Annotated in this window: 20 protein-coding genes; 15 read left to right on the top strand and 5 right to left on the bottom strand. The window is 69.7% G+C overall.

Going from position 1 to position 22,845, the window contains the following annotated elements; genetic code table 11:
- Positions 1 to 6 precede the first annotated feature (6 nt).
- From EII35_RS10330 to EII35_RS16640, 4 genes are all read left to right on the top strand, one after another.
- Positions 7 to 2,574 (top strand): DUF7926 domain-containing protein, encoded by a 2,568-nt coding sequence (locus EII35_RS10330; RefSeq protein WP_125228388.1) that lies wholly within the window; start codon positions 7 to 9, stop codon positions 2,572 to 2,574.
- A 73-nt stretch (positions 2,575 to 2,647) separates the two neighbouring features.
- Positions 2,648 to 3,058 carry a hypothetical protein gene (locus EII35_RS10325; RefSeq protein ID WP_125228387.1) on the top strand — a complete coding sequence of 137 codons (411 nt, stop codon included), beginning with the start codon at positions 2,648 to 2,650 and terminating at the stop codon, positions 3,056 to 3,058.
- A complete protein-coding gene (locus EII35_RS10320; RefSeq protein WP_125228386.1) occupies positions 3,055 to 3,360 on the top strand; it encodes an Imm53 family immunity protein in 306 nt (101 codons plus the stop codon). Before EII35_RS10325 ends, EII35_RS10320 begins: the two co-directional genes overlap by 4 nt.
- Before the next feature lie 40 nt (positions 3,361 to 3,400).
- A complete protein-coding gene (locus EII35_RS16640) occupies positions 3,401 to 3,715 on the top strand; it encodes a hypothetical protein (RefSeq protein WP_125228385.1) in 315 nt (104 codons plus the stop codon).
- A gap of 88 nt (positions 3,716 to 3,803) precedes the next feature.
- Here the strand turns inward: EII35_RS16640 and scpA are convergent, their stop codons facing one another.
- Positions 3,804 to 5,993 carry a methylmalonyl-CoA mutase gene (gene scpA / locus EII35_RS10310; RefSeq protein WP_125228384.1) on the bottom strand — a complete coding sequence of 730 codons (2,190 nt, stop codon included), beginning with the start codon at positions 5,991 to 5,993 and terminating at the stop codon, positions 3,804 to 3,806.
- Between the two features lie 3 nt (positions 5,994 to 5,996).
- Positions 5,997 to 7,865, bottom strand: a complete 1,869-nt coding sequence (gene mutA / locus EII35_RS10305) for a methylmalonyl-CoA mutase small subunit (RefSeq protein ID WP_125228383.1) — start codon at positions 7,863 to 7,865, stop codon at positions 5,997 to 5,999.
- Between the two features lie 253 nt (positions 7,866 to 8,118).
- Between mutA and EII35_RS10300 the strand changes: the two genes are divergently transcribed.
- Complete coding sequence (locus EII35_RS10300) at positions 8,119 to 8,733, top strand: DUF4291 domain-containing protein (RefSeq protein WP_125228382.1); 615 nt, start codon at positions 8,119 to 8,121, stop codon at positions 8,731 to 8,733.
- Here EII35_RS10300 and EII35_RS10295 read toward each other — a convergent pair.
- Both EII35_RS10295 and EII35_RS10290 read right to left on the bottom strand, forming a co-directional pair.
- Complete coding sequence (locus EII35_RS10295; RefSeq protein ID WP_125228381.1) at positions 8,679 to 9,950, bottom strand: ATP-binding protein; 1,272 nt, start codon at positions 9,948 to 9,950, stop codon at positions 8,679 to 8,681. The two genes, EII35_RS10300 and EII35_RS10295, sit on opposite strands and share 55 nt — an antisense overlap.
- A 94-nt stretch (positions 9,951 to 10,044) precedes the next feature.
- Positions 10,045 to 10,632, bottom strand: coding sequence for a histidine phosphatase family protein (locus EII35_RS10290; RefSeq protein WP_125228380.1), 588 nt, complete (start codon positions 10,630 to 10,632; stop codon positions 10,045 to 10,047).
- Positions 10,633 to 10,948: 316 nt separating this feature from the next.
- Here EII35_RS10290 and EII35_RS10285 point away from each other — a divergent pair, with 316 nt between their 5' ends.
- The 10 genes from EII35_RS10285 to EII35_RS10240 are packed head-to-tail and all read left to right on the top strand — an operon-like array spanning position 10,949 to position 22,056.
- Positions 10,949 to 11,785 (top strand): glycosyltransferase family 2 protein, encoded by an 837-nt coding sequence (locus EII35_RS10285; RefSeq protein ID WP_125228379.1) that lies wholly within the window; start codon positions 10,949 to 10,951, stop codon positions 11,783 to 11,785.
- A 10-nt stretch (positions 11,786 to 11,795) separates the two neighbouring features.
- Entirely contained in the window at positions 11,796 to 12,797 is a 1,002-nt protein-coding gene (locus tag EII35_RS10280; protein WP_125228378.1) for a glycosyltransferase family 2 protein, read from the top strand.
- Positions 12,794 to 14,038 (top strand): class I SAM-dependent methyltransferase, encoded by a 1,245-nt coding sequence (locus tag EII35_RS10275; protein WP_125228377.1) that lies wholly within the window; start codon positions 12,794 to 12,796, stop codon positions 14,036 to 14,038. Before EII35_RS10280 ends, EII35_RS10275 begins: the two co-directional genes overlap by 4 nt.
- Positions 14,035 to 14,772: a sugar phosphate nucleotidyltransferase gene (locus tag EII35_RS10270; protein WP_125228376.1), complete on the top strand. Its 738-nt coding sequence runs from the start codon at positions 14,035 to 14,037 to the stop codon at positions 14,770 to 14,772. The genes EII35_RS10275 and EII35_RS10270 overlap by 4 nt, the downstream gene beginning before the upstream one ends.
- A complete protein-coding gene (locus EII35_RS10265) occupies positions 14,769 to 15,413 on the top strand; it encodes a PIG-L deacetylase family protein (protein ID WP_125228375.1) in 645 nt (214 codons plus the stop codon). The genes EII35_RS10270 and EII35_RS10265 overlap by 4 nt, the downstream gene beginning before the upstream one ends.
- Positions 15,410 to 16,429, top strand: coding sequence for an NAD-dependent epimerase/dehydratase family protein (locus EII35_RS10260; RefSeq protein ID WP_125228374.1), 1,020 nt, complete (start codon positions 15,410 to 15,412; stop codon positions 16,427 to 16,429). The genes EII35_RS10265 and EII35_RS10260 overlap by 4 nt, the downstream gene beginning before the upstream one ends.
- Before the next feature lie 29 nt (positions 16,430 to 16,458).
- Positions 16,459 to 17,523 carry a transferase gene (locus EII35_RS10255; RefSeq protein WP_125228373.1) on the top strand — a complete coding sequence of 355 codons (1,065 nt, stop codon included), beginning with the start codon at positions 16,459 to 16,461 and terminating at the stop codon, positions 17,521 to 17,523.
- Positions 17,520 to 19,739 carry a hypothetical protein gene (locus tag EII35_RS10250; RefSeq protein WP_125228372.1) on the top strand — a complete coding sequence of 740 codons (2,220 nt, stop codon included), beginning with the start codon at positions 17,520 to 17,522 and terminating at the stop codon, positions 19,737 to 19,739. Before EII35_RS10255 ends, EII35_RS10250 begins: the two co-directional genes overlap by 4 nt.
- A complete protein-coding gene (locus tag EII35_RS10245) occupies positions 19,736 to 20,596 on the top strand; it encodes a beta-1,6-N-acetylglucosaminyltransferase (RefSeq protein ID WP_125228371.1) in 861 nt (286 codons plus the stop codon). Before EII35_RS10250 ends, EII35_RS10245 begins: the two co-directional genes overlap by 4 nt.
- Positions 20,593 to 22,056 (top strand): lipopolysaccharide biosynthesis protein, encoded by a 1,464-nt coding sequence (locus EII35_RS10240; RefSeq protein ID WP_260465096.1) that lies wholly within the window; start codon positions 20,593 to 20,595, stop codon positions 22,054 to 22,056. The genes EII35_RS10245 and EII35_RS10240 overlap by 4 nt, the downstream gene beginning before the upstream one ends.
- Here EII35_RS10240 and EII35_RS10235 read toward each other — a convergent pair.
- Entirely contained in the window at positions 21,983 to 22,831 is an 849-nt protein-coding gene (locus EII35_RS10235; protein ID WP_125228370.1) for a glycosyltransferase family 2 protein, read from the bottom strand. The genes EII35_RS10240 and EII35_RS10235 overlap by 74 nt on opposite strands.
- Between the last annotated feature and the right edge of the window lie 14 nt (positions 22,832 to 22,845).

Here is a 22,845-nt window from a genome sequence, read left to right as displayed (position 1 = left end):
CTCTCAATGAGATTGATCTCTCATGCGCGCGGTGTGAGGAGGATGGTCGCCAGGGCGGCCGTCATCCTGGGAGCCGCAGCGGTTTCACTCGCGGGTGTCGCGCTCCCGGCCCAGGCCGCCGACAACCCCCACATCCAGTTCTCCGACGCGTCGCTGACCAAGATCGACGCCTCCGGCAACCCCGTCACCGACGGCTCCAACCTCACCCTGGACGACGGCAATGACCGCGTCCGTTTCGGCGTCTCCTGGGCACTGCCGAAGGGGGCCCCGCTCAACGGTGGCGACTCCTTCACCGTGACGCTGCCCAAGGAGCTCCGCTCCCTCCAGACCACGGCGGGCGGGCTCGGCACCCCCGAGCTCACGGTCGATCTCGACGGCGACGGAACCCCTGAGACGGTCGTCGGAAGCTGTGCCATCGAGACCTCAAGCTTCACCTGTACCTTCACCGAGGAGGCCGCGAAGCTCGTCGGCCAGGGTGGTGCCTTCGAGAACTTCTCCGGAAGCATCGGCATCCAGCTCAGGGCACAGGCCACCACCACATCGGAGGAACTCCCGTTCCGTTTCAGCGGGCAGCCGGAGGTGATGAACCTCGACCTGCCGGGTGAGGGAGGCATCGGGGCGGCCAAGCCGAAGAAGCCCTATGAGTTCGTGCCCGCGCACTTCGCCAAGGGTGCCAGGGGCATCGGCTCCGCCAGCACCGAGATCAGCTTCGTGATCGGCCTGTCGACGAGTGAGGCCTCCAGCCACTCGCTGGCCTTCCGGGCCAAGCAGGCCGGAAAGGCCCTGACCTTCGACGGTCGGGAGCAGACCCTGGAGTTCACCGACACCATCGGTTCGGGGCTGAAGTTCGGGGACCCCGCCGACTGGAAGCTCTTCTTCGCTGATTCCAGGGCCACGGACACCGACGCCCCCGACGTGCCGCTGGCCTCCGGCGACGGCGTGCCCACCAAGTCCGACAAGGGCACCTGGACCCTCTCGGTGAAGCCCGGGCCGGAGGGCCCCGACGGTCAGGTCGCCAAGCTCGCCATCACCGGGCCGTTCGAGGCGGATGCCAACTACGTGCTCGCCTACAAGGGTCTCCCGGTCGATGGGGGCAAGCTGAAGCCCGGCTTCAAGTACGAGAACGTCCTCACCTACGACGACGCTGACGTCTCCGCGAAGTACTCGCGTTCCTTCGCCGCCGCCTTCACCGCTGAGGTGAGGATGGACCCGGCCTTCGCCTCCTTCGCCGTCACGAAATACGTGGGTGGCCCCGGCTCCTCCCTCATCGCGCAGGGGACCGAGTTCACGGTCAAGGCCTCCTACCAGCTCCCCACGGTGGGCGGCGCCCAGCAGACCGTGACCTCCTACCCCGGGTGGCAGGCCCCCGGCACCGTGAATGCGGCGAAGACCGGCGGTGAGGTCACCCTGACCGCGAAGGTGGGGGAGAAGGTCACCTTCACCGGCCCGACGGCGGGCAAGCCCTTCCCGGCAGGAACCGTCGTGAAGCTGGCCGAGGTCGAGAACCCCGCTGCCGCCCCGGAGGGCTACCTCTGGGAGAGCTTCACCTTCACCGTCAAGGATCAGGAGGTCTCCACGCTGACCCTGGGCAAGGGTGAGGTCACGTCCGTCGACCTGACCAACCGTCTGAAGAAGGCCCCGGTCGGCACGTTCTCCATCATCAAGAAGGTCGAGGGGCTCGACGGTGGAGCCACGGCTCCCGCCGAGTTCACCTTCCACTACGTCTGCAAGGACCCTGCTGCCACCGAGGGTGACCTCAAGGTCCCTGCCAACGGCACCCCCGTGGAGTCCCCCGAGTTCCCCAGCGGCACTGAGTGCACCGTGACCGAGAAGCTGGACGGGACCGAGGTGGCGGGACACCGGTTGACCCCGGCTGCGCCCCAGACGGTGGTCGTCTCCGCCAACGTGGACATCGAGATCGTTGCCACCAACACCTACACCCGCAACCTCGTCTCCATCGGCGACTTCGTGTGGCTCGATGCCAACCGTGACGGTAAGCAGGACGACGGCGAGTCCCCGGTTCCCGGCGTCAAGGTGATGCTGGTCGACGAGCAGGGCAAGACTGTCGGCGAGACCGTGACCGATGCGAAGGGATACTACGGGTTCAAGGACCTCGCGGCCGGTGCCGGGTACAAGCTGATCCTCGAGGCCCCGGAGGGACACGAGTGGACCGTCAAGGACGCTGACTCGAACGCCGCCGATGCCAAGGACTCCGATGTGGTCCGGGACGCCGCCAAGGCCACCCTCGGGACCATCGAGTTCATCGCCCCGCTCGAGGGTCGCAACGAACTGGGAGCCGACAAGGCCGATGATCCGACCCTGGACGGCGGCCTGGTGAAGGTGGAGACCCCGAGTACGCCTGCCCCGAGCGTTCCGGCGCCCAGCACCCCGGCTCCGAGCTCGCCTGCCCCGAGCGTTCCGGCGCCCAGCGCCCCGGCTCCGAGCTCGCCCGCTCCGAGCGTTCCGGCGCCCAGCGCCCCGGCTCCAAGCGCGCCTGCCCCGAGCAAGCCTGCGACGCCGACCAAGCCGGTGATGCCGTCGGTGAAGCCGGGTCTGCCGAAGACCGGTCGCTGACCGCACAACGAGGCCGTGGGTCCAGGAGCACTCCTGGACCCACGGTCCTTTTCCGTGCCGTCACAATGGGTGCATGAACTCCGTCACCGGACCCGATCCGCGCTTCCCGGGGCTCCGTCCCGGCTGGGCCGCGGTCCCCGAGGTCATCCGCTGGGACCAGGACATGCTCGTCGTTGTCGAGATTCGGCTGGAGGAGGCCACCGAGGGGACGGTGGACCGGTGGATGTGCAGCATGACCCCGGACCCGGAGGGGGCGGCGCCGCCGACCACCCTCGCCCTCACCGGGGGAGTGGCGGTGTGGCGTCGGGAGGGCCCCGAGGGGACCGTCGTCTCCCTGCTCTCCGGCGGCGAGGACGGTCTCGACTCGGTGGAGTGGACGTGGGAGGAACTCGTGACGGCCTGCGGCCCGGGCCGCTGGGAGCAGCGGATCTACCATGAGGACGATGTCGCGGCCGCCGACGTCTTCCACCGGGAGGGCCGATGAGTGAGCTGGCTCGGCTCCAGCAGTGGTACCTGGACCAGTGCGACGGCGAATGGGAGCACGGCTACGGCATCAGCATCGAAACCTTGGACAATCCGGGCTGGAGCCTCGAGATCGAACTGACGGGCACGTCGGCGAAGCTGGAGGTGGGGCGGGAGATCAGTCTCGACCGCGACGATGACGACGACCACTGGTACCGGATCTGGGTGCAGGAGGATGATCGCGGGAACCTCTCCCTCCTGGCCACGTGCGGCCCGCTCAACCTGATGGAGGTCATCGAGATCGCCCTCGAATGGCTGGAGTGAATGCATCCCATCGCGGGATTCGAAACGGTGTACACGGAGTGTGTCCGTTCAGATCGCGCTTCGTCTCCCCGAGGACATGGTGGCCTTTCTCGACCAGGCGGTGGCCTCGGGTGACGTCCCCAGTCGTGCCGCCTTGGTGACCCGCACCCTGGAGCGGGAGATGCGGCGTCGCAGCGCCGAACGGGACGCAGTCATACTGCGGGAGCAGGGCGCCGAGGATGACCTCGACAACGTCGTCACCGTCTCGACCGCACTGCTGGGCCGGACCATCGGAGTCCTCACCGCCACGCAGGAGGTCGCCCTGGCACGGGCGATCGTCCTGGCCTACGACCTGGACGTGCCACTGCTGGGGTGACCGGACCCGGAGGATGGGGGAGAAGCCGACGGGAACGAGAGAGGGTGGGCCCCGATGGGACCCACCCTCGTCGACCTGAGTGAACGGATCAGGCGTTCTGCAGGCGCTTGTTGAGGACCTCGAGGAGGTCGATCGCCGCCTCCGGGATGTTGGTGCCGGGCGGGTAGATCGCGTCGGCGCCGTTCTCCCGGAGCTCCTGGAAGTCCTGGCTCGGGATGACCCCGCCCACGACCACCATGATGTCCTCGCGGCCGAGCTTGTCCAGCTCACGACGCAGCTCGGGCACCAGGGTGAGGTGACCGGCCGCCAGCGAGGAGGCGCCCACGACATGGACGTCGGACTCGACGGCCTGCCGCGCGACCTCCTCCGGGGTCTGGAACAGGGGGCCGACGTCGACGTCCATGCCGAGGTCGGCGTAGGCCGTCGCGATGACCTTCTGGCCTCGGTCGTGGCCGTCCTGGCCCATCTTCGCGATGAGGATGCGGGGACGACGCCCCTCCTCCTTCTCGAAGGCCTCGACGAGCTCCCGGGCCCGCTTCACGCTCTCGGAGCTACCGGATTCCTTGTTGTACACACCAGAGATGGTACGGATCTGGGCGGTGTAGCGCCCGAAGACCTTCTCCAGGGCATCGGAGATCTCGCCGACGGAGGCCTTCGCGCGGGCCGCGTCGATCGACACCTTCAGCAGGTTCCGGTCCGGATCGGTCGGATCGGGGTTGGCGGCCGCCCACGACACCCGCTCCAGCATCTCCTGGGTGACGGCCTCGTCGCGCTCGGCACGCAGCCGCTCCAGCTTCGCGATCTGCGACGCACGCACCGCGCGGTTGTCGACCTTGAGGACCTCCAGCTCGTCCTCGTGCTCCAGCTGGAACTTGTTGACACCGATGACGGGCTGACGGCCGGAGTCGATGCGGGCCTGGGTGCGGGCCGCGGCCTCCTCGATGCGCATCTTCGGGATGCCCTGCTCGATGGCCTTCGCCATGCCGCCGGCCTGCTCGACCTCCTGGATCCGCTCCCACGCCTTGCGGGCGAGCTGCTCGGTGAGCTTCTCCACGTACGCCGACCCGGCCCACGGATCCACCGTCTTCGTCGTCCCCGACTCCTGCTGGATGAACAGCTGGGTGTTGCGGGCGATGCGGGCGGAGAAGTCCGTCGGCAGCGCGATGGCCTCGTCGAGGGCGTTCGTGTGCAGCGACTGCGTGTGGCCCTGGGTGGCGCCCATGGCCTCGATGCAGGTCCGCACGACGTTGTTGTAGACGTCCTGCGCGGTCAGCGACCAGCCGGAGGTCTGCGAGTGGGTTCGCAGGCTCATCGACTTCGGGTTCTTCGGGTCGAAACCACGCACGAGACGCGCCCACAGCATGCGGGCGGCGCGCATCTTCGCGACCTCCATGAAGAAGTTCATGCCGATGGCCCAGAAGAACGACAGCCGTGGCGCGAAGGCGTCGACGGTGAGCCCGACGGACTCGCCCGCCCGGATGTACTCCACGCCGTCGGCCAGCGTGTAGGCCATCTCGATGTCCGCCGTCGCCCCGGCCTCCTGCATGTGGTAGCCGGAGATGGAGATCGAGTTGAACCGGGGCATGTTCGCGCTGGTGTAGGCGAAGATGTCGGCGATGATCTTCATCGACGGCTGCGGCGGGTAGATGTAGGTGTTGCGGACCATGAACTCCTTGAGGATGTCGTTCTGGATGGTCCCGGCCAGCTGCTCGGGCTTGACCCCCTGCTCCTCCGCCGCGACGACGTAGAGAGCCAGCACCGGCAGCACCGCGCCGTTCATGGTCATCGACACCGACATCTGGTCGAGCGGGATGCCGTCGAAGAGCTGTCGCATGTCGAGGATCGAGTCGACGGCCACACCGGCCATGCCGACGTCACCGCTGACCCGCGGGTGATCCGAGTCGTAGCCGCGGTGGGTGGCCAGATCGAAGGCGATGGACAGGCCCTTCTGACCGGCTGCGAGGTTGCGACGGTAGAAGGCGTTCGACTCCTCAGCGGTGGAGAAGCCCGCGTACTGGCGGATGGTCCACGGCTGGTTGACGTACATCGTGGCGTAGGGGCCGCGCAGGAACGGCGCGATGCCCGGTCGGGTCTGCAGGAAGTCCAGGCCCGCCAGGTCCTCGGAGCCGTACAGCGGCGGCACGAGGATGTGCTCGGGGGTCTGCCACCCGGCGGAGTGGCCGACGTGGTGGAAGTGGTCGTCGAACTGGGTCCTGGCATCGGCGGGGATGCCCTCACCGCCCAGCGGGACCTCGTTGAAACGGGGAATGGTGGTCATCGCTCAGGCCTCCAGCTTGTCCAGGGTGGCGGTCAGGAGTTCCACCACGTTCATGCCGTCGAAGACGTTGCCGTCCACGACCTCCTTGATTGCGGCCTCGTCGGCACCCAGCTCCTTGAACTGGCCGGCGACGCGGACCTCGGCGGCTCCCGCCTCCTTGAGTGCCCTCGCCACGGTGAGTCCGTGCTCCGCGTACACCTTGGCGCTGGAGCACAGCACCGCGATCGATGTGTCGGCCTGCTTGAGGGCGTCCACGAAGACCTGCGGGTCGGTGCCCTCCGCGATGACGGTGTCGATGCCGCCGACGTGGTACAGGTTCGAGGTGAAGCCCTCGCGGCCGCCGAAGTCGCGGCGGGTGCCGAGGCAGGCCAGCAGCACCGTCGGGCGCTTCGACGCGGCCGCTGAGCGGTCACGCAGCGCCTCGAAGACCTCGGAGTCGCGCACCAGCGGGATCCCGCCCAGCTTCGGGGCCTCGGGACGCGGGGTGCGCTCCAGGGCCTCCTCCGTGTGGTTCGGGAACATCGAGACGCCGGTCAGCGGCAGCTTGCGGGTGGCGAGCAGCTGCGCTCGGGCCTCGTTCGTCGCGGCGAGCTGCTGGGCGACGGTGCCGTCGGCGACGGCCTTGGCCATGCCCGCCTCGTCGAGCTGGCCGAACAGCTCCCAGGCCTTCTCCGACAGCTGCTGCGTCATGGACTCGACGTACCAGGCTCCGCCCGCGGGGTCGTTGACCCGGCCGATGTTCGACTCCTCCGCGAGCAGGATCTGCGTGTTGCGGGCGATCCGGCGGCTGAGGTCGTTCGGCAGGCCGATCGCCGCGTCGAGGGGCAGCACCGTGATGGTCTCGGCCTGGCCGACGGAGGCGGCGAAGGCGGAGATGGTGCCGCGGAGCACGTTGACGTAGGCGTCGTCGCGGGAGATCTCCCGCAGTGAGGTGACCGCGTGCTGGACGGCGCCACGATGCTCCGGGGCGACGCCGAGCACCTCACCGACACGCGACCACAGGGTGCGCAGGGCCCGGAGCCGGGCGATGGTGATGAACTGGTCGGTGTTCGCCGAGACGCGGAATGCGATGTTGTCGAAGGCCTCGTCCACGGTGAGGCCGGTCTCGGTCAGCGCCCGGACGTACTCGACGCCGGTCGCCAGCGCGTAGGCGAGCTGCTGGACGTCGCCGGCCCCCATCGAGTCGTAGCGGGAGGCGTCCACCACGAGGGGACGCAGCCCGGGGAAGGGCTTCGCGAGCTCCACGGCCCTGGCAACCACCGACTGATCGGGCAGGCCGCCGTTGAGGGCGGCGAAGCCGATCGGATCGATGCCGAGGGTGCCGCGGATGTTGTCCTTGCCGGAGGTCGCCAGTACCTTCACCAGGGCCTCGGCCGCGGCGAGTTCGTCGGTGTTGGACGAGACGTGGACGGGGGCGAGGTCGAACAGGACGTCGCCGAGGACATCGGGCAGCTTCTCGGCGGGAACGGCGTCGGGGTCGACGCGGACCCACACGGCGGAGGTGCCGCGTTCGAGGTCCTCGTCGATGGCCCTGCGTGCCGCGGCCGGGTCGGGGTCCTCGACGAGCTGGGCGATGAACCATCCCTCGTCCATCTCACCCGTGCGGACGGTCGTGCCGCGCGTGTAGGGCGCGACGCCCGGGTAGCCGATCTCCTCGACCCCGTCATCAACCGTGTAGAGGGGCTTGATGACAAGGCCATCGACGGTGGTGCTGGTCAGCCGTTTGTACGCCTGCTCGATGCTCAACTCCTTGCCCTCGGGGCGCTTCCGGTTGAGGACCTTCAGCACCTCCTTCTCCCACGCCTCGAGCGTGGGGGTGGCGAAGTCGGCGGCCAGGCTGAGATCAGCCGCACTCGGTTCTTCTGCGCTCATCGCTCTCCATCCATCTTGGTGTGACGAGCCCCGGAGGGCGCTCCGCGACACCGGGTCCCAATGGCTCAACCCTAGCCCAGCGACGTCGGGACCTCATCGCGGGGTGCGGTTACGGGGACCGCGGCGGATGAATGGTCCAACCATTAGGGGCTTCTTCGTCCGAAGGAGTGGGGCGTTCGTGGATGCGTGGGGTCGACCGGCGGGGCGGGCGCGTGTATTGTGTCGCAGTGACGGAAAATGTTGGGAGGGTGAGATGAACGGGCTCTACGAGGTGCGCGCCGACCACGACCGCGACTCCATCGTCATGTATCAGGCCTACTCCCCGGCGATCGCCGACGCGGCGCTCAGGGCCGGCAGGTTCGTCGCCCCGTTCAGCTTCCACCGGATGACCTGGATCAAGCCGTCGTTCCTCTGGCTCATGCACCGCAGCAACTGGGGGCGGAAATCCGGCCAGGAACGGATCCTGGCGGTTCGGATCACCCGCAGCGGATGGGAGGAGGCCCTTTCGAGGGCGGTGCTGACCGACGCCCACCCGGACCGCCTGGCGGCGGCCGAGGTCCACGTCCAGTGGGATCCCGAACGGTCCCTGCGGGGCGCCGCCCTCAACCACTACAGCATCCAGGTCGGCGTCAGTCGTCACCTCATCCGCACCCTCGTCGACGACTGGATCGTCGGGATCACCGACCTCACGGAGCGGGCACGTCGGATCGCCGACCTCGTCCAGTCGGGTCGCGCGGCGCAGGCCAAACGGCTCCTGCCGCCCGAGAAGCCCTACCCCGTGCCCGACGACATCCTCCGACGCGTCACCCCCGGTCAGGGTCCCAGGAGCGCCAAGGGGGCCACGACCACGCCGTCCGGTCGACGATAGGCGTAAGGGCCAGTGGTCACCACCACTCGATTGACCAGCCGGTCGCCGAGCTGTGACCGCAGCCAGTTGAGATGCCGGACATCGTTGTCGCTCACGCTGCTCGCGAGCTTCACCTCGATGGCAACCACGCGCCTGTCCTGTCCCTCGATGATGAGATCGATCTCGCGGGCCGTGTCCTTGGTGCGCAGGTGCCCGATCCGTGCGTCGACGGCCTCGGCATAGATCCGAAGACTCTGTGTGGCCAAGGACTCGAAAAGTGAGCCCAGCCAGGTGCCAGTGGCTTTGCCGACCCCGCCGCCCGTGCCCTGGAGCAGGGCCTCCCGGTCCACACCCACCAAGCGGGCGGCCAGAGCTGGGTCGACCAACTGGTGCTTGGGAGTCCGTGTCAGCCGGGCGAGCGGATTGAACACCGGGATCCAGGCAGGTACCGGGTCGAGTATGAACAACCTCGTGAGATGGTCCCGATAGCTGTCGACGGTGGATCGTGAGGGTTTGTCGCTCTCGCCCGGAGTGGCTGCGTCGAGGATCGCGGTGTACGTGGCATCGGTCGAGGTTGCAGCGGCGTATGCCGCGAGCCAGGCCGTCAGGGTCGCTGGTTTCCGAACCACAACGCCGTTGTCAGGGAGTTCTCGGTCGACGATTCGTGCGATGTAGCTGTCGAGTTGGGCGGCTCGGGCGCGTTCCGGTAGCGGGCGGATCCCGGGGAACCCCGAGGAGAGAATCTCGTCGACGTAGATGGGAAGGTTGACTGGGGTGTGCCCGGTGATGTCCGTGGCTGGATCGGTCAGCAGGGCCTTCAAGGAGACCGTTGGTTCGGTCAGCTGTCTCTCGGCCAGGGACAACGGGCGCAGCAGGAGTCGAACGATCCTTCCGGCGCCCGAGTGAATGCGCGCCTGTGGTGCGACCCCGGCTGAGCCTGCGAGTAGGAAGCGGCCACCTGATGGGTCCTCGTCGACCGCGCTGCGGACGCGATCCCAGGTCTCCGGTACCAACTGCCACTCGTCCACGAAGACGGGGCGGGGGGCGCGGGTCAGGGAGTCGAGGTCGGCGAGGAGGAGGTCGCGTTGTTCCGAGCGATTCAAGGAGAACACCGTCTGTGCGCGCTGTCCCGCGGTCGCTGTCTTGCCAACGCCCTTGGCGCCCTCCAACGCGATGGCGGCCAGGTGGGGGAACAGGTCGTCGAGCGTGTCGTCGATGATGCGACGGCGGTAGGTCATGCCTTGAGGGTACCCGCTATCAGGAAAATGGCCGGGTTCCTATCAGGAAAATGGCCGGGTTCCCATCAGGAAAATGGCCGGGTTCCCGCGGGGGTCAGCGGCCCTGCTGACCCCAGTCCTCGATGGTCCAGCCGTCGCGGGTGGAGCCGTTGAGGACGATCCAGGCGGTGTTGGCCAGTGGCGGGGCGTTCTCCATGCCGAACTCCGGCTGCTGGGCGAGTCCCCACACCCGCAGGGCCGCGCCGTGGCTCACGATCGCGGCGCAGGCGCGGCCCCGGCCCTCCACCGCTGCGACGGCCCGGGTGAACCGGGTCATGAACTCCCGGGCGGTCTCGCCGCCCTCGAGCTTGGAGTCGGCATTCGTCGGGCTCCATGAGTTGAGCTCGGCGATGTAGGTGGTCCAGTCCGGGTTGAGCTCCTCCACCCCGGCGCTGATCTCCTGCACCCCGTCGATCACCTCGACCTCCAGGCCCCGGGCCTCGGCGAGCGGGGCGGCGGTCTGCTGCGCGCGGGTCAGGGTGGAGGCGTAGACGGCCTCGATGGGCTCGTGTGCCAGCCGTTCGGGCAGCGTCTGCGCCTGGGCGAGCCCGGTCTCGTTCAGTGGGGCCCCGGGGAAGGCGGTGTCGAGGAGGTGTTCGACATTGCTCCGGGTCTCGCCGTGCCGGATCAGGATGAGTCTCATGGCCCGAATTCTAGGCGGCACCCCTGTCGGGGAGAGGCTGTCCACCGAACGGCTGGTTTGAGCATGGTCCTGCCGGATTTGTCAAGCCGTCGCCTCGCCGGGTGGCTCGATTCCGGCCGGGCCGAGGTCGTCGTGCAACGAAGGAGAACCTGCGAAAGTTAGGGTCTGCTTGGGGTTTCACTCCGGCATGGCGGCGTCATCCGTTTGGTTGCCAGCGCGATTTTGACCCCTCCGGTGGTCTAGCTTGCTCCCATCACACTTTCGTCAACTCGCGCATTTCTCCTGCGCACTTGGAAAGGTCAGGGGGGCTCCGGCCATGACACACCGCACCAGCAGCCCGAGGGTTTCCGTCGTCATTCCCACCAAGAATGAGGCACGGAACCTTGAGGTTCTCATTCCCGATCTACCCGACGTCCACGAGGTGGTTCTCGTCGACGCCAACTCCACCGACGGCACCGTGGCCGTCGCCCGCGACTTGCTCAACAACGTGACCGTCGTCCAGCAGACCCGCAAGGGCAAGGGCAACGCTCTCGTCTGCGGCATGCATGCGGCGACGGGGGACATCGTCGTCACCCTCGACGCCGACGGCTCCGCCGACCCCTGCGAGATCCACTCCTTCGTCCAGGCCCTCGTCGACGGCGCGGACTTCGCCAAGGGATCCCGCTACCTGGCCGGGGGCGGCTCCGTCGACCTCACCCGCCTGCGCTCCACCGGCAACCGCTGGCTCAACCGGATCAGCAACACGCTCCTCGGCACCCACTTCACCGATCTCTGCTACGGCTACAACGCCTTCTGGCGCGACATCATGCCGGCGTTGAACCTGCCCGACCCCAACCGTCCCGTTCCGCTCAATGGTCAGGGCGTGTGGGGTGACGGTTTCGAGATCGAGACCCTCGTCGCCGTGCGGGTCGCCCAGGCAGGACTCGCCGTCACCGAGGTGCCCAGCTACGAGCTGGATCGCATCCACGGTGAGAGCAACCTCCGCACCTTCGCCGACGGGCAGCGGGTGCTGCGCACCATCGCCGTCGAGACCCACCGTGGCGGCCGCGCCAAGCCGGCCCGGCTCGTCACCGCCCCTGCCCGGCACCACTCGCCCGAGTGCCGACTGCGCACCCGGGACTGGGAGCTCGACACCACCCGACTGGCCGCCTGAGGTCGAGGGCATGAACCACAGCGTGACCATCGTGGTCTGTGCCTACACCCTCGAACGCTGGGCCGACATCACCGACGGGGTCAGCGCCGCTGCCGCGCAGTTGCGGGCCTCCGGGCGCGACGGCAAGGTGCTGCTCGTGGTCGACCACAACGACGAGTTGTTCGCCAGGGCCTCCGAGTTGGAGGACCCCTTGGTGCAGGTCGTGGCGAACGCTCGTCGCCGTGGCCTGTCAGGTGCCAGGAACACCGTCATCGAGACCCTGGACACCGACCTGGTGGTGTTCCTCGATGACGACGCCACCCCGGAGCCCGGTTGGCTCGAGACGCTCCTGGCCCCGTTCGACGACGACTCCGTCATGGTCACGGGAGGAGCCGCCTCCCCGCGCTGGCCGGCGGGAGGGGAGCGTCCCGTCTCCCTGCCCGCCGCCCGCGGGCAGCGCGGTGAACTCGACTGGGTCGTCGGCTGCTCCTACCGGGGCATGCCGACCACCCTCGCCCCCATCCGCAACGTGATGGGCTGCTCCATGGCCTTCCGGTCGGAGGTCTTCGCCGTCGCCGGGCTCTTCGGCGAGGATCTCGGCCGGGTCGGGAAGGTCCCCTATGGCTGCGAGGAGACGGAACTGTGCATCCGCGCCGTCGCCGCCCGCCCCGGGGGACGGATCCTGTTCGAGCCCCGCAGCGTCGTCAGGCACAGCGTCAGCCCCGACCGGCTCCGCTGGAACTACCTGTGGCGTCGCTCCTACGCGGAGGGGATCTCGAAGGCCGCCGTCACGGAACGCACCTCCCGGGAACGCGCGCTCTCCTCCGAGCTCAGCTACACCACCCGCATCCTGCCGAAGGGTGTGTTGCGAGAACTGGCGTCGATTCCCCGCACCGGATTCCGAGGCCTGGGCGGCGCGTTCGCCATCGTCTCCGCGCTCCTTGCCACCTGCCTCGGCTATGCCGTGGGTCTCATCGCGATCCGGCGCAACCGCGACGCCTACGTCGCCGTCGTGCCAGAAGGGACGTCGTGAACCCCACCTGCCGACTGTGTGGCGGGTCAGACCTGATCTCCGTGCTCGACCTCGGAGCCAGCCCGCCCTGCGAGTCCTTCCTCACCGAGGAACAACTCGATCTGCCCGAGCCGACCTACCCGCTCCACCTGAGGCTCTGCCCCGCCTGCCTGCTGCTGCAGATCCCGGCGCTCATCACCCCGGAGGAGACCTTCGGCGGCGACTACGCCTACTACTCGTCCTTCTCGACGTCGTGGGTGGAGCACGCGCGACGCTTCGTCGTCGACGCCGTCGATCGGCTCGCCCTCGGCGGTGAGGACCTGGTGGTGGAGGTCGCCGCGAACGACGGCTACCTGCTGCAGCACGTCGTCGCGCAGGGGCTGCCGTGCCTCGGCATCGAGCCGAGCGCCAACTGCAGCGAGGCCGCCCGCACCAAGGGGGTGCCGATGCTGCGTGCCTTTCTCGACGAGGAGGTCGCGGCCCGGGTGCGGGCGGAGCACGGTCCCGCCCGGCTGGTCGTCGCGAACAACGTGTGGGCCCACATCCCGGACATCCTCGGGTTCACACGGGCGCTGGCAGGGCTGGTGGCCCGTGACGGATTCGTCTCCATCGAGGTCCACCACGCCTGGTCGCTCATCACCCAGGCCCAGTTCGACACCATCTACCACGAGCACTTCCAGTACTGGACGGTGCTCGCCGCCCGGGGCGCGCTGGCCCGGGGCGGGCTGCGGCTCATCGACGTGGAACGGATCCCCACCCACGGCGGCTCCATCCGGCTGTGGGCGGTCCCCGAGGACTCCGACGTCGAGGAGCGGCCCGGGGTGGCGGAGGTCGAGGCGCTGGAGCGGGTCGCCGGTCTGGACTCCCCTGAGGGGTACCTCGGGCTGGGGGAGCGGGTCTCCCGCATCCGCGACGATCTTGTGGCCCACCTCATCGAGGCCAGACGGGCGGGACGGCGGGTCGTCGCCTACGGGATGCCGGGCAAGGGCAACACGCTGCTCAACTACTGCGGCATCCGCCCCGACCTCGTCGCGTACGGCGCGGACCGCAACACCTTCAAGCACGGCCGGTACGCGCCGGGCTCCCGGATCCCCGTGGTCTCCCCGGAGCACCTCGTCGCCGACGCACCCGACGAGGTGCTGGTGCTGCCATGGAACCTGCGCCGCGAGATCACCGACCAGCTGTCCGCGACGCTGCGTCCGGGAACCCGGCTGGTGTTCCCGGTGCCCCGCCTGGAGGTCGAGGAGGTGGTGGCGCGATGAAGGTCGTGCTGTTCTGCGGTGGCCACGGCATGCGGATGCGCGGCTGGGACGGCGACGGCCTGCCCAAGCCGCTGCAGCTCGTCGGGGAGCTGCCGCTGGTGGTGCACGTCATGAACCACTACGCCCGATACGGGCACACCGAGTTCGTGCTGTGCCTCGGCTACGCGGCCCGGCAGGTGATGCACGCGGTCGAGGAGGTCCGCGCCAGCCACGAGGAGATGGCCGAGTGGCGGATCCGCTACATCGACACCGGGGTGGAGACCACCATCGGCCAGCGGCTGTGGCTGGTGCGCCATTTCATCGGGGACGAGCAGCTGTTCTTCGTCAACTACTCCGACGTGCTGTGCGACGTCGACCTCGACCAGATGGTGGCGCGGATGACCGCCCGCCCCCAGGCTTTGGCGATGATGCTGGCGGTCAGGCCGAGGGCGTCGTTCCACGTCATCGAGCACGCCCCCGACGGCAGGATCCAGCGCCTGCGGGAGGCCGACGACGTCCAGATCCGGATCAACGGCGGCTATCTCATCCTGCGGCCCCCGTTCCTCGCCCATCTCAGCCGTGGCGAGGACCTGCTCGACGCGTTCGCCCGCGTCTCGGCGGCCGGTCGGGCCGTCGCACACCTCCACGACGGTTTCTGGGCGCCCGTCGACACGTTCAAGGACCGGGCGGCCCTCGACGAGGAGTGGGCCCGCGGCAACGCCCCGTGGCTCGGGAACCGGGAGGTCGGCCGATGATTCTCCCCGCCATCCGTCACCTCGCCCTCGTCGGGGCGCACTGCGACGACATCACGATCGGGGCGGGCGCCACCGTCCGGTTGCTGTGCGAGACCCATCCGGGACTCAGGGTCTCCGCTCTCGTGCTGACGGGGGCCGGAACGTGCCGGGAGCTGGAGGAACGGGCCGCGTTGCGGGAGCTGTGCGTCGGCGCGGACCTCGACGTCGTCGTCGCGGGGTTGCCGGACAATCGGCTCCCCGCCCACTGGGGGGAGGCCAAGGCGCAGGTGGTGGGGCTGCGCGCGACGGGGGAACCGGACCTGGTGATCGGTCCCCAGCCGGGGGACGCACACCAGGATCACGCACTGGTGGCCGAGTTGCTCGGCCAGGTGTTCCGGCGGCAGCCGGTGTGGGGGTACGAGATCGCCAAGTATGAGTCCGACCTGCCGGTGATGGCCACCTTCGTGCCGGTGCCGGAACGGGTGGCGCGGGTGAAGGTGGACGTCATCACCCGGAGCTACCCCAGCCAGGCGGACCATCCCTGGTTCGACGCGGAGGCGTTCACCTCGCTGATGCGGGTGCGTGGGGTGCAGTGCAATGAGCGCTACGCCGAGGCCTTCGTCGTCCCCAAGACCCTCGTCCAGATTGGAGCCCCAGCATGAAAGTCCTCCTCACCGGTCACCAGGGTTACCTCGGCACCGTCATGGCCCCCGTCCTCGAACGGGCCGGTCATGAGGTCGTCGGGTTGGACATCGGGTGGTTCGCTGACTGCGTGCTGGGGCCGACGCCGAAGGACCCGCCGACGCTGCGGAAGGACATCCGCGACGTCACCGCCGACGACCTCGCCGGGTTCGACGCGGTGATCCACCTGGCGGCGTTGTCGAACGATCCCCTCGGTGATCTCGCGCCCGAGATCACCCACGACATCAACCACGCGGCGAGCGTGAGGCTCGCGACCGAGGCGAAGCGGGCCGGGGTGGGGCGGTTCCTGTACTCGTCGACGTGCAGCGTCTACGGCGCGGCCGGCGACCGGCTGGTGGGGGAGGACGCGGAGCTGGCCCCCGTCACCCCCTACGCGGTGAGCAAGGTGAGGGTGGAGCGGGAGCTCGACGGCCTCGCCGACGACGACTTCTGCCCGGTGTCGCTGCGCAACGCCACCGCGTTCGGCTTCTCGCCGAGGCTGCGCACGGACATCGTGCTCAACAACCTCGTCGGTCACGCCCTGCTGACGGGCGAGGTGCTGGTGCTCTCCGACGGGACCCCCTGGCGTCCGCTCGTCCACGCGGCGGACATCGCCGACGTGTTCACCGCCGCCCTCGTCGCCCCCGCCGCCGAGGTGCGCGGGGCGCGGATCAACGTGGGCTGCGAGGCCAACAACGTCACGGTCGCGGAGATCGCGCAGGTGGTGGCGGAGGAGACCGGGGCGAGCGTGCGGATCACGGGCAGCACCGGCAACGACCCCCGCTCCTACCGGGTGGACTTCTCGCTGCTGCGGCGGCTCCTGCCCCAGGTGACGGTCCACCGGAGCGTGACCGACGGGGCCAGGGAGCTGGCCCGCGCCTACCGCGAGCACGGGATGACCAGGGAACGCTTCGAACGCGAGTTCGTGCGCCTGGCCAGGATCCGTGCCCTCCGGGAGGGCGCCCGCCTCGATGACGACCTGCGCGGCGCCGCGTGATCGGGGAGCGGGGCTCCACGTGGTGCAGGATGTGCCGCGGAGCCGACACGGAGATCGTGCTGGACCTGGGGCGACAGCCCTCGGTCCGGCACTGGCCCGAGCCCTCGGACCCGACCCCCGACCCGTCGCACCCGCTGGCGCTCAGCCTGTGCCACGGCTGCGGCCTGGTGCAGCTGGACCAGGACGACACGTCCGGCCCGGAGCTGCCGGTGCCGGAACCGGAGGCCGTGACGGCGCAGGCACGGCAGGCCGTCGCCGATCTCGCGCGGCTGGGCCACCTGGCCGGGCGCCGCACCGTCCACGAGTTCGCGTCCCCGCACGGCGGCAGCTGGCTGCCGCACCTGGGGTTGGAGGAGACGAACGCCCCGGCGGACCTGGTGGTGGACAACTTCGGACTCATGCACGACGACGACCTCCGCGCCGCCCTCGACCGCCGGGCCGCGGCGCTCGCCGACGGCGGCCTGGCCGTGTTCCTCATCCAGCCGCTCGGCGACATCGTGCGGACCGGGCAGTGGACGACGGTCCGTCACGGGCATCCCGGCTACTTCTCCCTGTCGTGGTTGTCGGCGGCCCTGGGGTCGATCGGGCTGGGCGCGTTCTCCGTGCTGCGCTACCCCCTCTACGGCGGGGTGGCCGTCCTGCTGGCCCGCGCCGGCGGCACACCCGACGCGGGACTGCTCGCCGCCCTCGACGCCGAGACGGGCCTCAACACCCCGGCCGGGCTGCGGCCGCTCGTCGAGGCCGTCGAGCGGACCACCACGGGGCTGCGGCGGTTCCTGGAGTCGCGACGCGCCGCCGGGACCCGGCTGTACGCCTACCCGGCCGCGTCGAAGGCGGTTGCGGAGTTGGCGATGATGGGGGACAGCGCCGACGTCATCCGGGCGGTGGGGGATGCCGCCCGTGCGAAACAGGGAAGGTGTCTTCCCGGCTCACGTATCCTCGTCGTCAGCCCCGCCGATCTGGTGGCGGCCGATCCCGACGAGGTGCTCCTCATGCTGCCTGACCTGGCGGAGGAGCTGCGGGCGGACCTGCCGCAGGTGGCGGGCCGTCTCATCGGACTGGACGACGCGGTGGCGGAGGGAATGCGGTCATGAGTCGAGGCAAACGGGGTCACGTGACCCGACGCACCAGGTTGGCGGGGCCCATCGGCACGCGACCGGGGCCGAGGGCCGACCGGCTGGACAAGGCCCCCGGTACGCCGCTGCGAGCGCTGGAGGAGCCGGAACCGGAGATGCACCCGGAGGCCATCTCGAACCCCACGGGGGGCGACGAGATGCGGGTCAACCGGTTCTGGCTGGCGATGGTGGTCGCCGGCCTCGGGGTCCTGGCGGCCCTCATCACCCTCATCGGGCCGAACGGTGGTTTCCTGGGGCTCATCGTGACGCTGGCGCTGCACAGCGTGCCGGGGCTCGCCGCCGGGCTGGCCGTCCGGTTCCGTGGCGTCGACCTGGCCCTGGCGTGGCTGGTCGGCAGCGGCGCCGTCCTCATCGGGGTGAGCCTGCCGTTCGCCCTGCTCCACCTGTGGCATCCCCGCCTCATCGCGGCCCTGATCCTGCTGGCCTCGTCCGGCCTGGCGGTGTGGACGGCCCGCAAGGAGGACCGTACGGTCGACCCGAAATGGGTCGGGCGCGCCGCGAAGGCGCTGCTCGGTCCCGTCGGTCTCGCCACGGGCGGGTTCCTCCTCGCCGTCCTCGCCGCCGTCGCGCACCGGCAGGACCCGGCGCCCCTCGGGGCCGCCATCGCGGCGGGACCACTCTGGTTCGTCGGCCTGGCGGCCGTGGTGGTCGCGGTGTGCCTGGCCTTCGCCCACACGCGGGGCCTCGGCTGGTCCGTCGTGCTCCTGTCGATGCTGGCCCCCATCAGCCAGGCGTTCATGTACGGCACGCCGACGGTGCAGGTCGCGGCCCGTCACATCGGCATCACCGAACTCATCATCGGTGACGGCGGCGTCGACCGCACCCAGGGCATCTACCAGGCCTACGCGGGGCTCTTCGCCTCCGGCGCCCTGGTCCAGCAGGCGTCGGGCTGGCCGGACCTCCTCGGCTACGCCGCCTTCTTCGGCGCGGCCTGGGCGGGCGTCAACTGCCTCGTCGTGGCGGCGCTGGCCCGGTACTTCGTCGACGAGGAACGCTCCTGGTGGGCCGCCCTCGTCTTCGCCCTCGGCTCCAGCCTCACCACGAGTTTCTACGCCCCGCAGGTGATCGGCTTCTCCTTCGTCATCCTCGCCCTCATCGCCCTGCTGCGGAACACCACCGGGATCAAGTGGTCCCGCTACGGGGCGGCGCTGCTGCTGGCCGCCGTCGTCGCGCCGACGCATCAGCTGAGCCCGTTCCTCGGGGCGCTGGTGTGCGCGGCGCTGGTGTTCGCCCGGTTCATCAAGGGCTGGTGGACGCCGGTCCTGCTGGCGGCCCCCGCCGTGGTGTGGGCGCTGCTGAACCGGGGGGTGCTCACCTCCTACGTCGACGCGGGCGAACTGTTCAACATCCTGTCGAACTTCCGGTCGCCGTCGCGCCCGACGTCGTCGGCGCTCAGCCCCGACCTGGTCAACCGCATCACCTTCCTGGTGCCGTCGGCGGCCCTCGTCGGGATCGGGATCGCGGCGATCGTGGCGCTGCTGCGCTACCGCAACCGCATGACCCTGGGCCTCGCGATCGCGGCGGCCAGCCCCATCGGCCTGTTCTTCGCCTCCTCCTACGGCTCGGAGGGCATCTTCCGGGTGACGCTGTTCAGCCTGCCGTGGCTGGCCATCCTCGGGTCGATCAACATGCCGAAGACGGGGCGCCGGTTCTGGCTGTCGCCGTGGCATCCCGTCCGCAACTCGCTCATCACGGTGCTGACGATCGTGTTCGTCATCGGCACCACGGGCATGGACCGGACCCGGGTCATCGACCGGGACCACGTCGCCGCCGTCCAGTGGCTGGAGAGCAACATCACGGCCGAGGACCGGGCCTTCACGCTCGGCTCGCAGCTGGCCGAGCCGCTCCAGATCACGGGAAGGCAGCAGTACTACACCTCCCGCGACCTCCTGCTCGCCGAGTACGACGGCCCCATCTATCCCGCGCGGATCGGCTCCGAGTACGACCCGAAGGCCGACCTGGCCCTGCTCATGCAGTACTGGATGGCGGAACGGGCCGAGCGGCGCTTCGTGCTGTCCAGCGACACCATGAGGCTGTTCGACGAACGCTACGGTCAGCAGCTCGTCGCGGACCAGGCCCGTCTCGAGGACGAACTGCGGGCCACCCCGGGTGTCACCGTCGTCCACGAGGGTGAGGGTGTGACAGTGTTCGAGCTACCGAGGGAGGGAACATGAGCGTCGCCGTCGTCCTGCTGGCCCACGACAAGCCCCGGCTGCTGGGCCGCATCGTCGATGCCATGGCGGGGCTGCCCGTGTTCCTCCACGTCGACTCGCGGGTCGGGCCCCGGGTCTTCGACTCCCTCACCGAGGGGCTGCCGGAACGCGTCCGCCACGTGCAGCGGCACCCCTCCGACTGGGCCACCTTCGAGCTGGTGGAGGCGGAGCTGTCCGGGTACCGGGCCGCCCTGGAGCACACCGATGCCGAGCACATCGTCATGATGACGGGGGCCTGCTACCCCCTGGCCCCGGTGGAGCGGATCGTCGAGCGGCTGTCGCGGCTGCGCGGGGTGTCGTGGGCGCAGGTGAAGCCCCTGCCGCTGAAGTTCTGGGGACCGATGGGCGGCTACGACCGGTTCATCTTCCGCAACCGCGTCAAGGACCGGCAGCGGGTGTGGAACCTCGTGCCGCGACGCTGGCCGCGCGGGGTGCGACCCGCAGGCGGGTCGCAGCTGAAGATCCTCTCCCGGCACCACGCCGAGCGGCTCCTCGAGCTGGTGGAGCGGCGGCGGGACCTCGTCGAGTACTTCCACACCACGTGGATCCCCGACGAGGTGATGATCCCCACGCTGCTCAACTCCCCGGCCTTCATCGACGACTGGGGATCCAGCCACGTTCGCGGCCGCCACGCCTGGTACATCGACTGGGGCCAGGCGCCGAGCCCGCACCCGGTGGAGCTGGGGCTCGCGGATCTGCCCGCGTTGCAGGAGGCGAGGACCCGCACCGTCGCCCCGGCACTGTTCGCCCGGAAGTTCAGCGAGGCCTCCTGGCACGTGCTGGACCGCATCGAAGCAGAGATCTGGCCGCTGCCTTGAGCCGCTCCGAATCCAAGGTGGGGCAGACCTCCGACCTGTTCGGCCGGGGCATGCTCTACGTCGTCATCTGGTCGATGCAGATGATCGTGGCGACGGTGGTCTCCCCGATCCTCACCCGCACCTTCTCCGTCGCCGGTTTCGGGGCCCTCGCCTCCGCGATCGCGCTGTACCAGCTGCTCATCGTCGTCACGGTGCTGGGCCTCGACCAGGCGCTGCTCGTCCAACGCGTCGAGGACCCCGACAACACGAGATCCCGCAACCTCATCGCGGCGGGCATCGTCATCGACCTGGTCGTCGTCGGGGCCGCCGCCGCGACGGCCCCCTGGTGGGCACCCGCGCTGGGGTTCAGTTCCCTGACCCTGGTCATGCTGACCCTCGGCTGGACCGCGCCCGGCGCCGCCGTCATGCTGCTCCTGTCGCTCCTCCAGGCGGAGGACCGGCTGGCGCGGTTCTCGATCGTCTCGCTGCTGTCCACCGTCGGCGGGCAGGTGCTGGGGATTGGGCTGCTGTTCGTGTGGGAGCGCACCCCCGAGGTGTACGCCCTGGGCGGGGTCATCGGGCAGGTGTCGGCGCTGATCCTGGCCCTGTGCTGGGCGCGACCACGTTTCCGGGGGCTCGGCGACGTGGAGACGCTGCGGCGGGGGCTGCGGCTCGGTGTCCCACTCGCCCTGGCGGCGCTGTCGTCGTTCCTGCTCACCGCGGGCGACCGGTTCATCATCCAGCGGCTGCTCGGCGAGACCGAGGTGGCGCGCTACCAGGTGGCGTTCACCGTCGGCAACGTCGTCACCCTCATCCTCACCTTCACCAACAGGGCGTGGCTGCCCCGGCTGCGGAGCCTCATCGACGAGGCGGAGCGGTGGCGGGTCATCGTCGCCTCCCGCGACGGGGTGTTCCAGCTGGTGTCGTGGGCGGTGGTCGGCATCACCGTCGCCGCCCCGCCCCTGCTCGCGTTGTTCGCCCCCGCCACCTTCGAGCAGGAGAGTCTCGTCGCGGTCGTGGCCATCATCGGGTTGGCGGCGTTCCCCGTCGCGGCGGCGGCGGCGAGCAGCCAGATGCTCGTCACCATGAGGTGGTCGACGCCGCTGGCGTGGGCGTCGGCCCTGGCCGTGGTGGTGAAGGTGGTGCTCACCTTCGCGCTGATCGGGGTGCTGGGGATCGACGGGGCGGCCCTCGCGACGTTCCTCGCCCTGGTGACCCAGGCGGCGGTGTTGAAGGTGGCGGTGGAGCGACGCCATCCGAGGATCCCCCCGTCGAACGGGGTGCGGGCCCTCATGGTGGGGGCGCTGCTGCTGTGCGTCGCGTCCGTGCTGGCCCCTCAGTCAGGGGTCTGGAACATCGGCCGGTTCGCCTTCGCCTGCGTGTGTCTCGTGCCGTTCGCCCGGGCCCTCATCGGGCTGCAGCGGGCCGGTCAGGACGCTTCGCCCAGTACCACTGACGTACCGCCCAGGCGCGCCAGGTGAGGCGCGCCGTCATCGGGGACAGCCAGCGCTCGATCGACGGGACCCGATGTTCCGGGGTGGCGGCGACGGCCCGCAGGAACTGCAGGTGGGCCCGGCACTGCTCCCGCGTGTGATGGGCCGACAACGATTCCGGCCACATCCGGAACGCGGCGAGGCTCTCGCGCTGCCCGACGAGGTCGCCGCGGGTGAGCAGCCGCAGCCACAGGTCGATGTCGAGGTCGTCGACTCTGGAGCCGTCGAAGCCGCCGATCGCCTCGAAGTCGGAGCGGCGGAACATCGTGCAGGCGGGTTCGCCGACGGGGTTGATGCCGTAACGCACCGTCACCCGCGCCACCTCCGCCAGGGTGCGGCGCCCCAGGAGGTGCATGAGGCCGGCCGCGTGGGCCAGCGCGGCGCCGGAGGCGTCGATGAAGTCGCGTCGGGAGGCGACGAGGCTGACGGTGGGGTCCTCGAGGACCTGGGCCTGGCTGGTGAGGCAGTCCGGGTGGATGAGGTCGTCGGCGCAGACGAGCTTGATGAGCTCGCCGCGGGCCGCGGCCACCGTCTCCGCCCAGTTCTCGGCCAACGGCACGGCCTCCTCGACGCGGAGGAGACGGATGCGTGGGTCGTCGAAGGAGGAGACGATCTCGGAGGTTCCGTCGGTGGAGCCGTTGTCGCGGACCACGACCTCGAAGTCGTCGCAGCGGCTGGCCAGGACGGAACGCAGGGTGTCGGCCAGGGTTGGGGCTCCCTGATGGACAGGGATGCAGACCGAAATGTGAGGCTGTCGTGCCATGGGATCTGGTTCCT

It is taken from the genome of Arachnia propionica, from assembly GCF_003932785.1.
In the GTDB taxonomy this organism is placed as follows: domain Bacteria; phylum Actinomycetota; class Actinomycetes; order Propionibacteriales; family Propionibacteriaceae; genus Arachnia; species Arachnia propionica_B.
Note: the sequence above shows the minus strand (reverse complement) of the source record. Positions and strands in the feature narration are given on the sequence as shown.

Coding starts and splice junctions, on each gene's coding strand:
- EII35_RS10235 (WP_125228370.1), bottom strand. CDS start 22,831: ATGGCACGACAGCCTCACATTTCGGTCTGCATCCCTGTCCATCAGGGA.
- EII35_RS10290 (WP_125228380.1), bottom strand. CDS start 10,632: ATGAGACTCATCCTGATCCGGCACGGCGAGACCCGGAGCAATGTCGAA.
- EII35_RS10265 (WP_125228375.1), top strand. CDS start 14,769: ATGATTCTCCCCGCCATCCGTCACCTCGCCCTCGTCGGGGCGCACTGC.
- EII35_RS10320 (WP_125228386.1), top strand. CDS start 3,055: ATGAGTGAGCTGGCTCGGCTCCAGCAGTGGTACCTGGACCAGTGCGAC.
- EII35_RS10250 (WP_125228372.1), top strand. CDS start 17,520: ATGAGTCGAGGCAAACGGGGTCACGTGACCCGACGCACCAGGTTGGCG.
- mutA (WP_125228383.1), bottom strand. CDS start 7,865: ATGAGCGCAGAAGAACCGAGTGCGGCTGATCTCAGCCTGGCCGCCGAC.
- EII35_RS10280 (WP_125228378.1), top strand. CDS start 11,796: ATGAACCACAGCGTGACCATCGTGGTCTGTGCCTACACCCTCGAACGC.
- EII35_RS10255 (WP_125228373.1), top strand. CDS start 16,459: ATGTGCCGCGGAGCCGACACGGAGATCGTGCTGGACCTGGGGCGACAG.
- EII35_RS10285 (WP_125228379.1), top strand. CDS start 10,949: ATGACACACCGCACCAGCAGCCCGAGGGTTTCCGTCGTCATTCCCACC.
- EII35_RS10325 (WP_125228387.1), top strand. CDS start 2,648: ATGAACTCCGTCACCGGACCCGATCCGCGCTTCCCGGGGCTCCGTCCC.
- EII35_RS10300 (WP_125228382.1), top strand. CDS start 8,119: ATGAACGGGCTCTACGAGGTGCGCGCCGACCACGACCGCGACTCCATC.
- EII35_RS10245 (WP_125228371.1), top strand. CDS start 19,736: ATGAGCGTCGCCGTCGTCCTGCTGGCCCACGACAAGCCCCGGCTGCTG.
- EII35_RS10330 (WP_125228388.1), top strand. CDS start 7: ATGAGATTGATCTCTCATGCGCGCGGTGTGAGGAGGATGGTCGCCAGG.
- EII35_RS10260 (WP_125228374.1), top strand. CDS start 15,410: ATGAAAGTCCTCCTCACCGGTCACCAGGGTTACCTCGGCACCGTCATG.
- EII35_RS10270 (WP_125228376.1), top strand. CDS start 14,035: ATGAAGGTCGTGCTGTTCTGCGGTGGCCACGGCATGCGGATGCGCGGC.
- EII35_RS10295 (WP_125228381.1), bottom strand. CDS start 9,950: ATGACCTACCGCCGTCGCATCATCGACGACACGCTCGACGACCTGTTC.
- scpA (WP_125228384.1), bottom strand. CDS start 5,993: ATGACCACCATTCCCCGTTTCAACGAGGTCCCGCTGGGCGGTGAGGGC.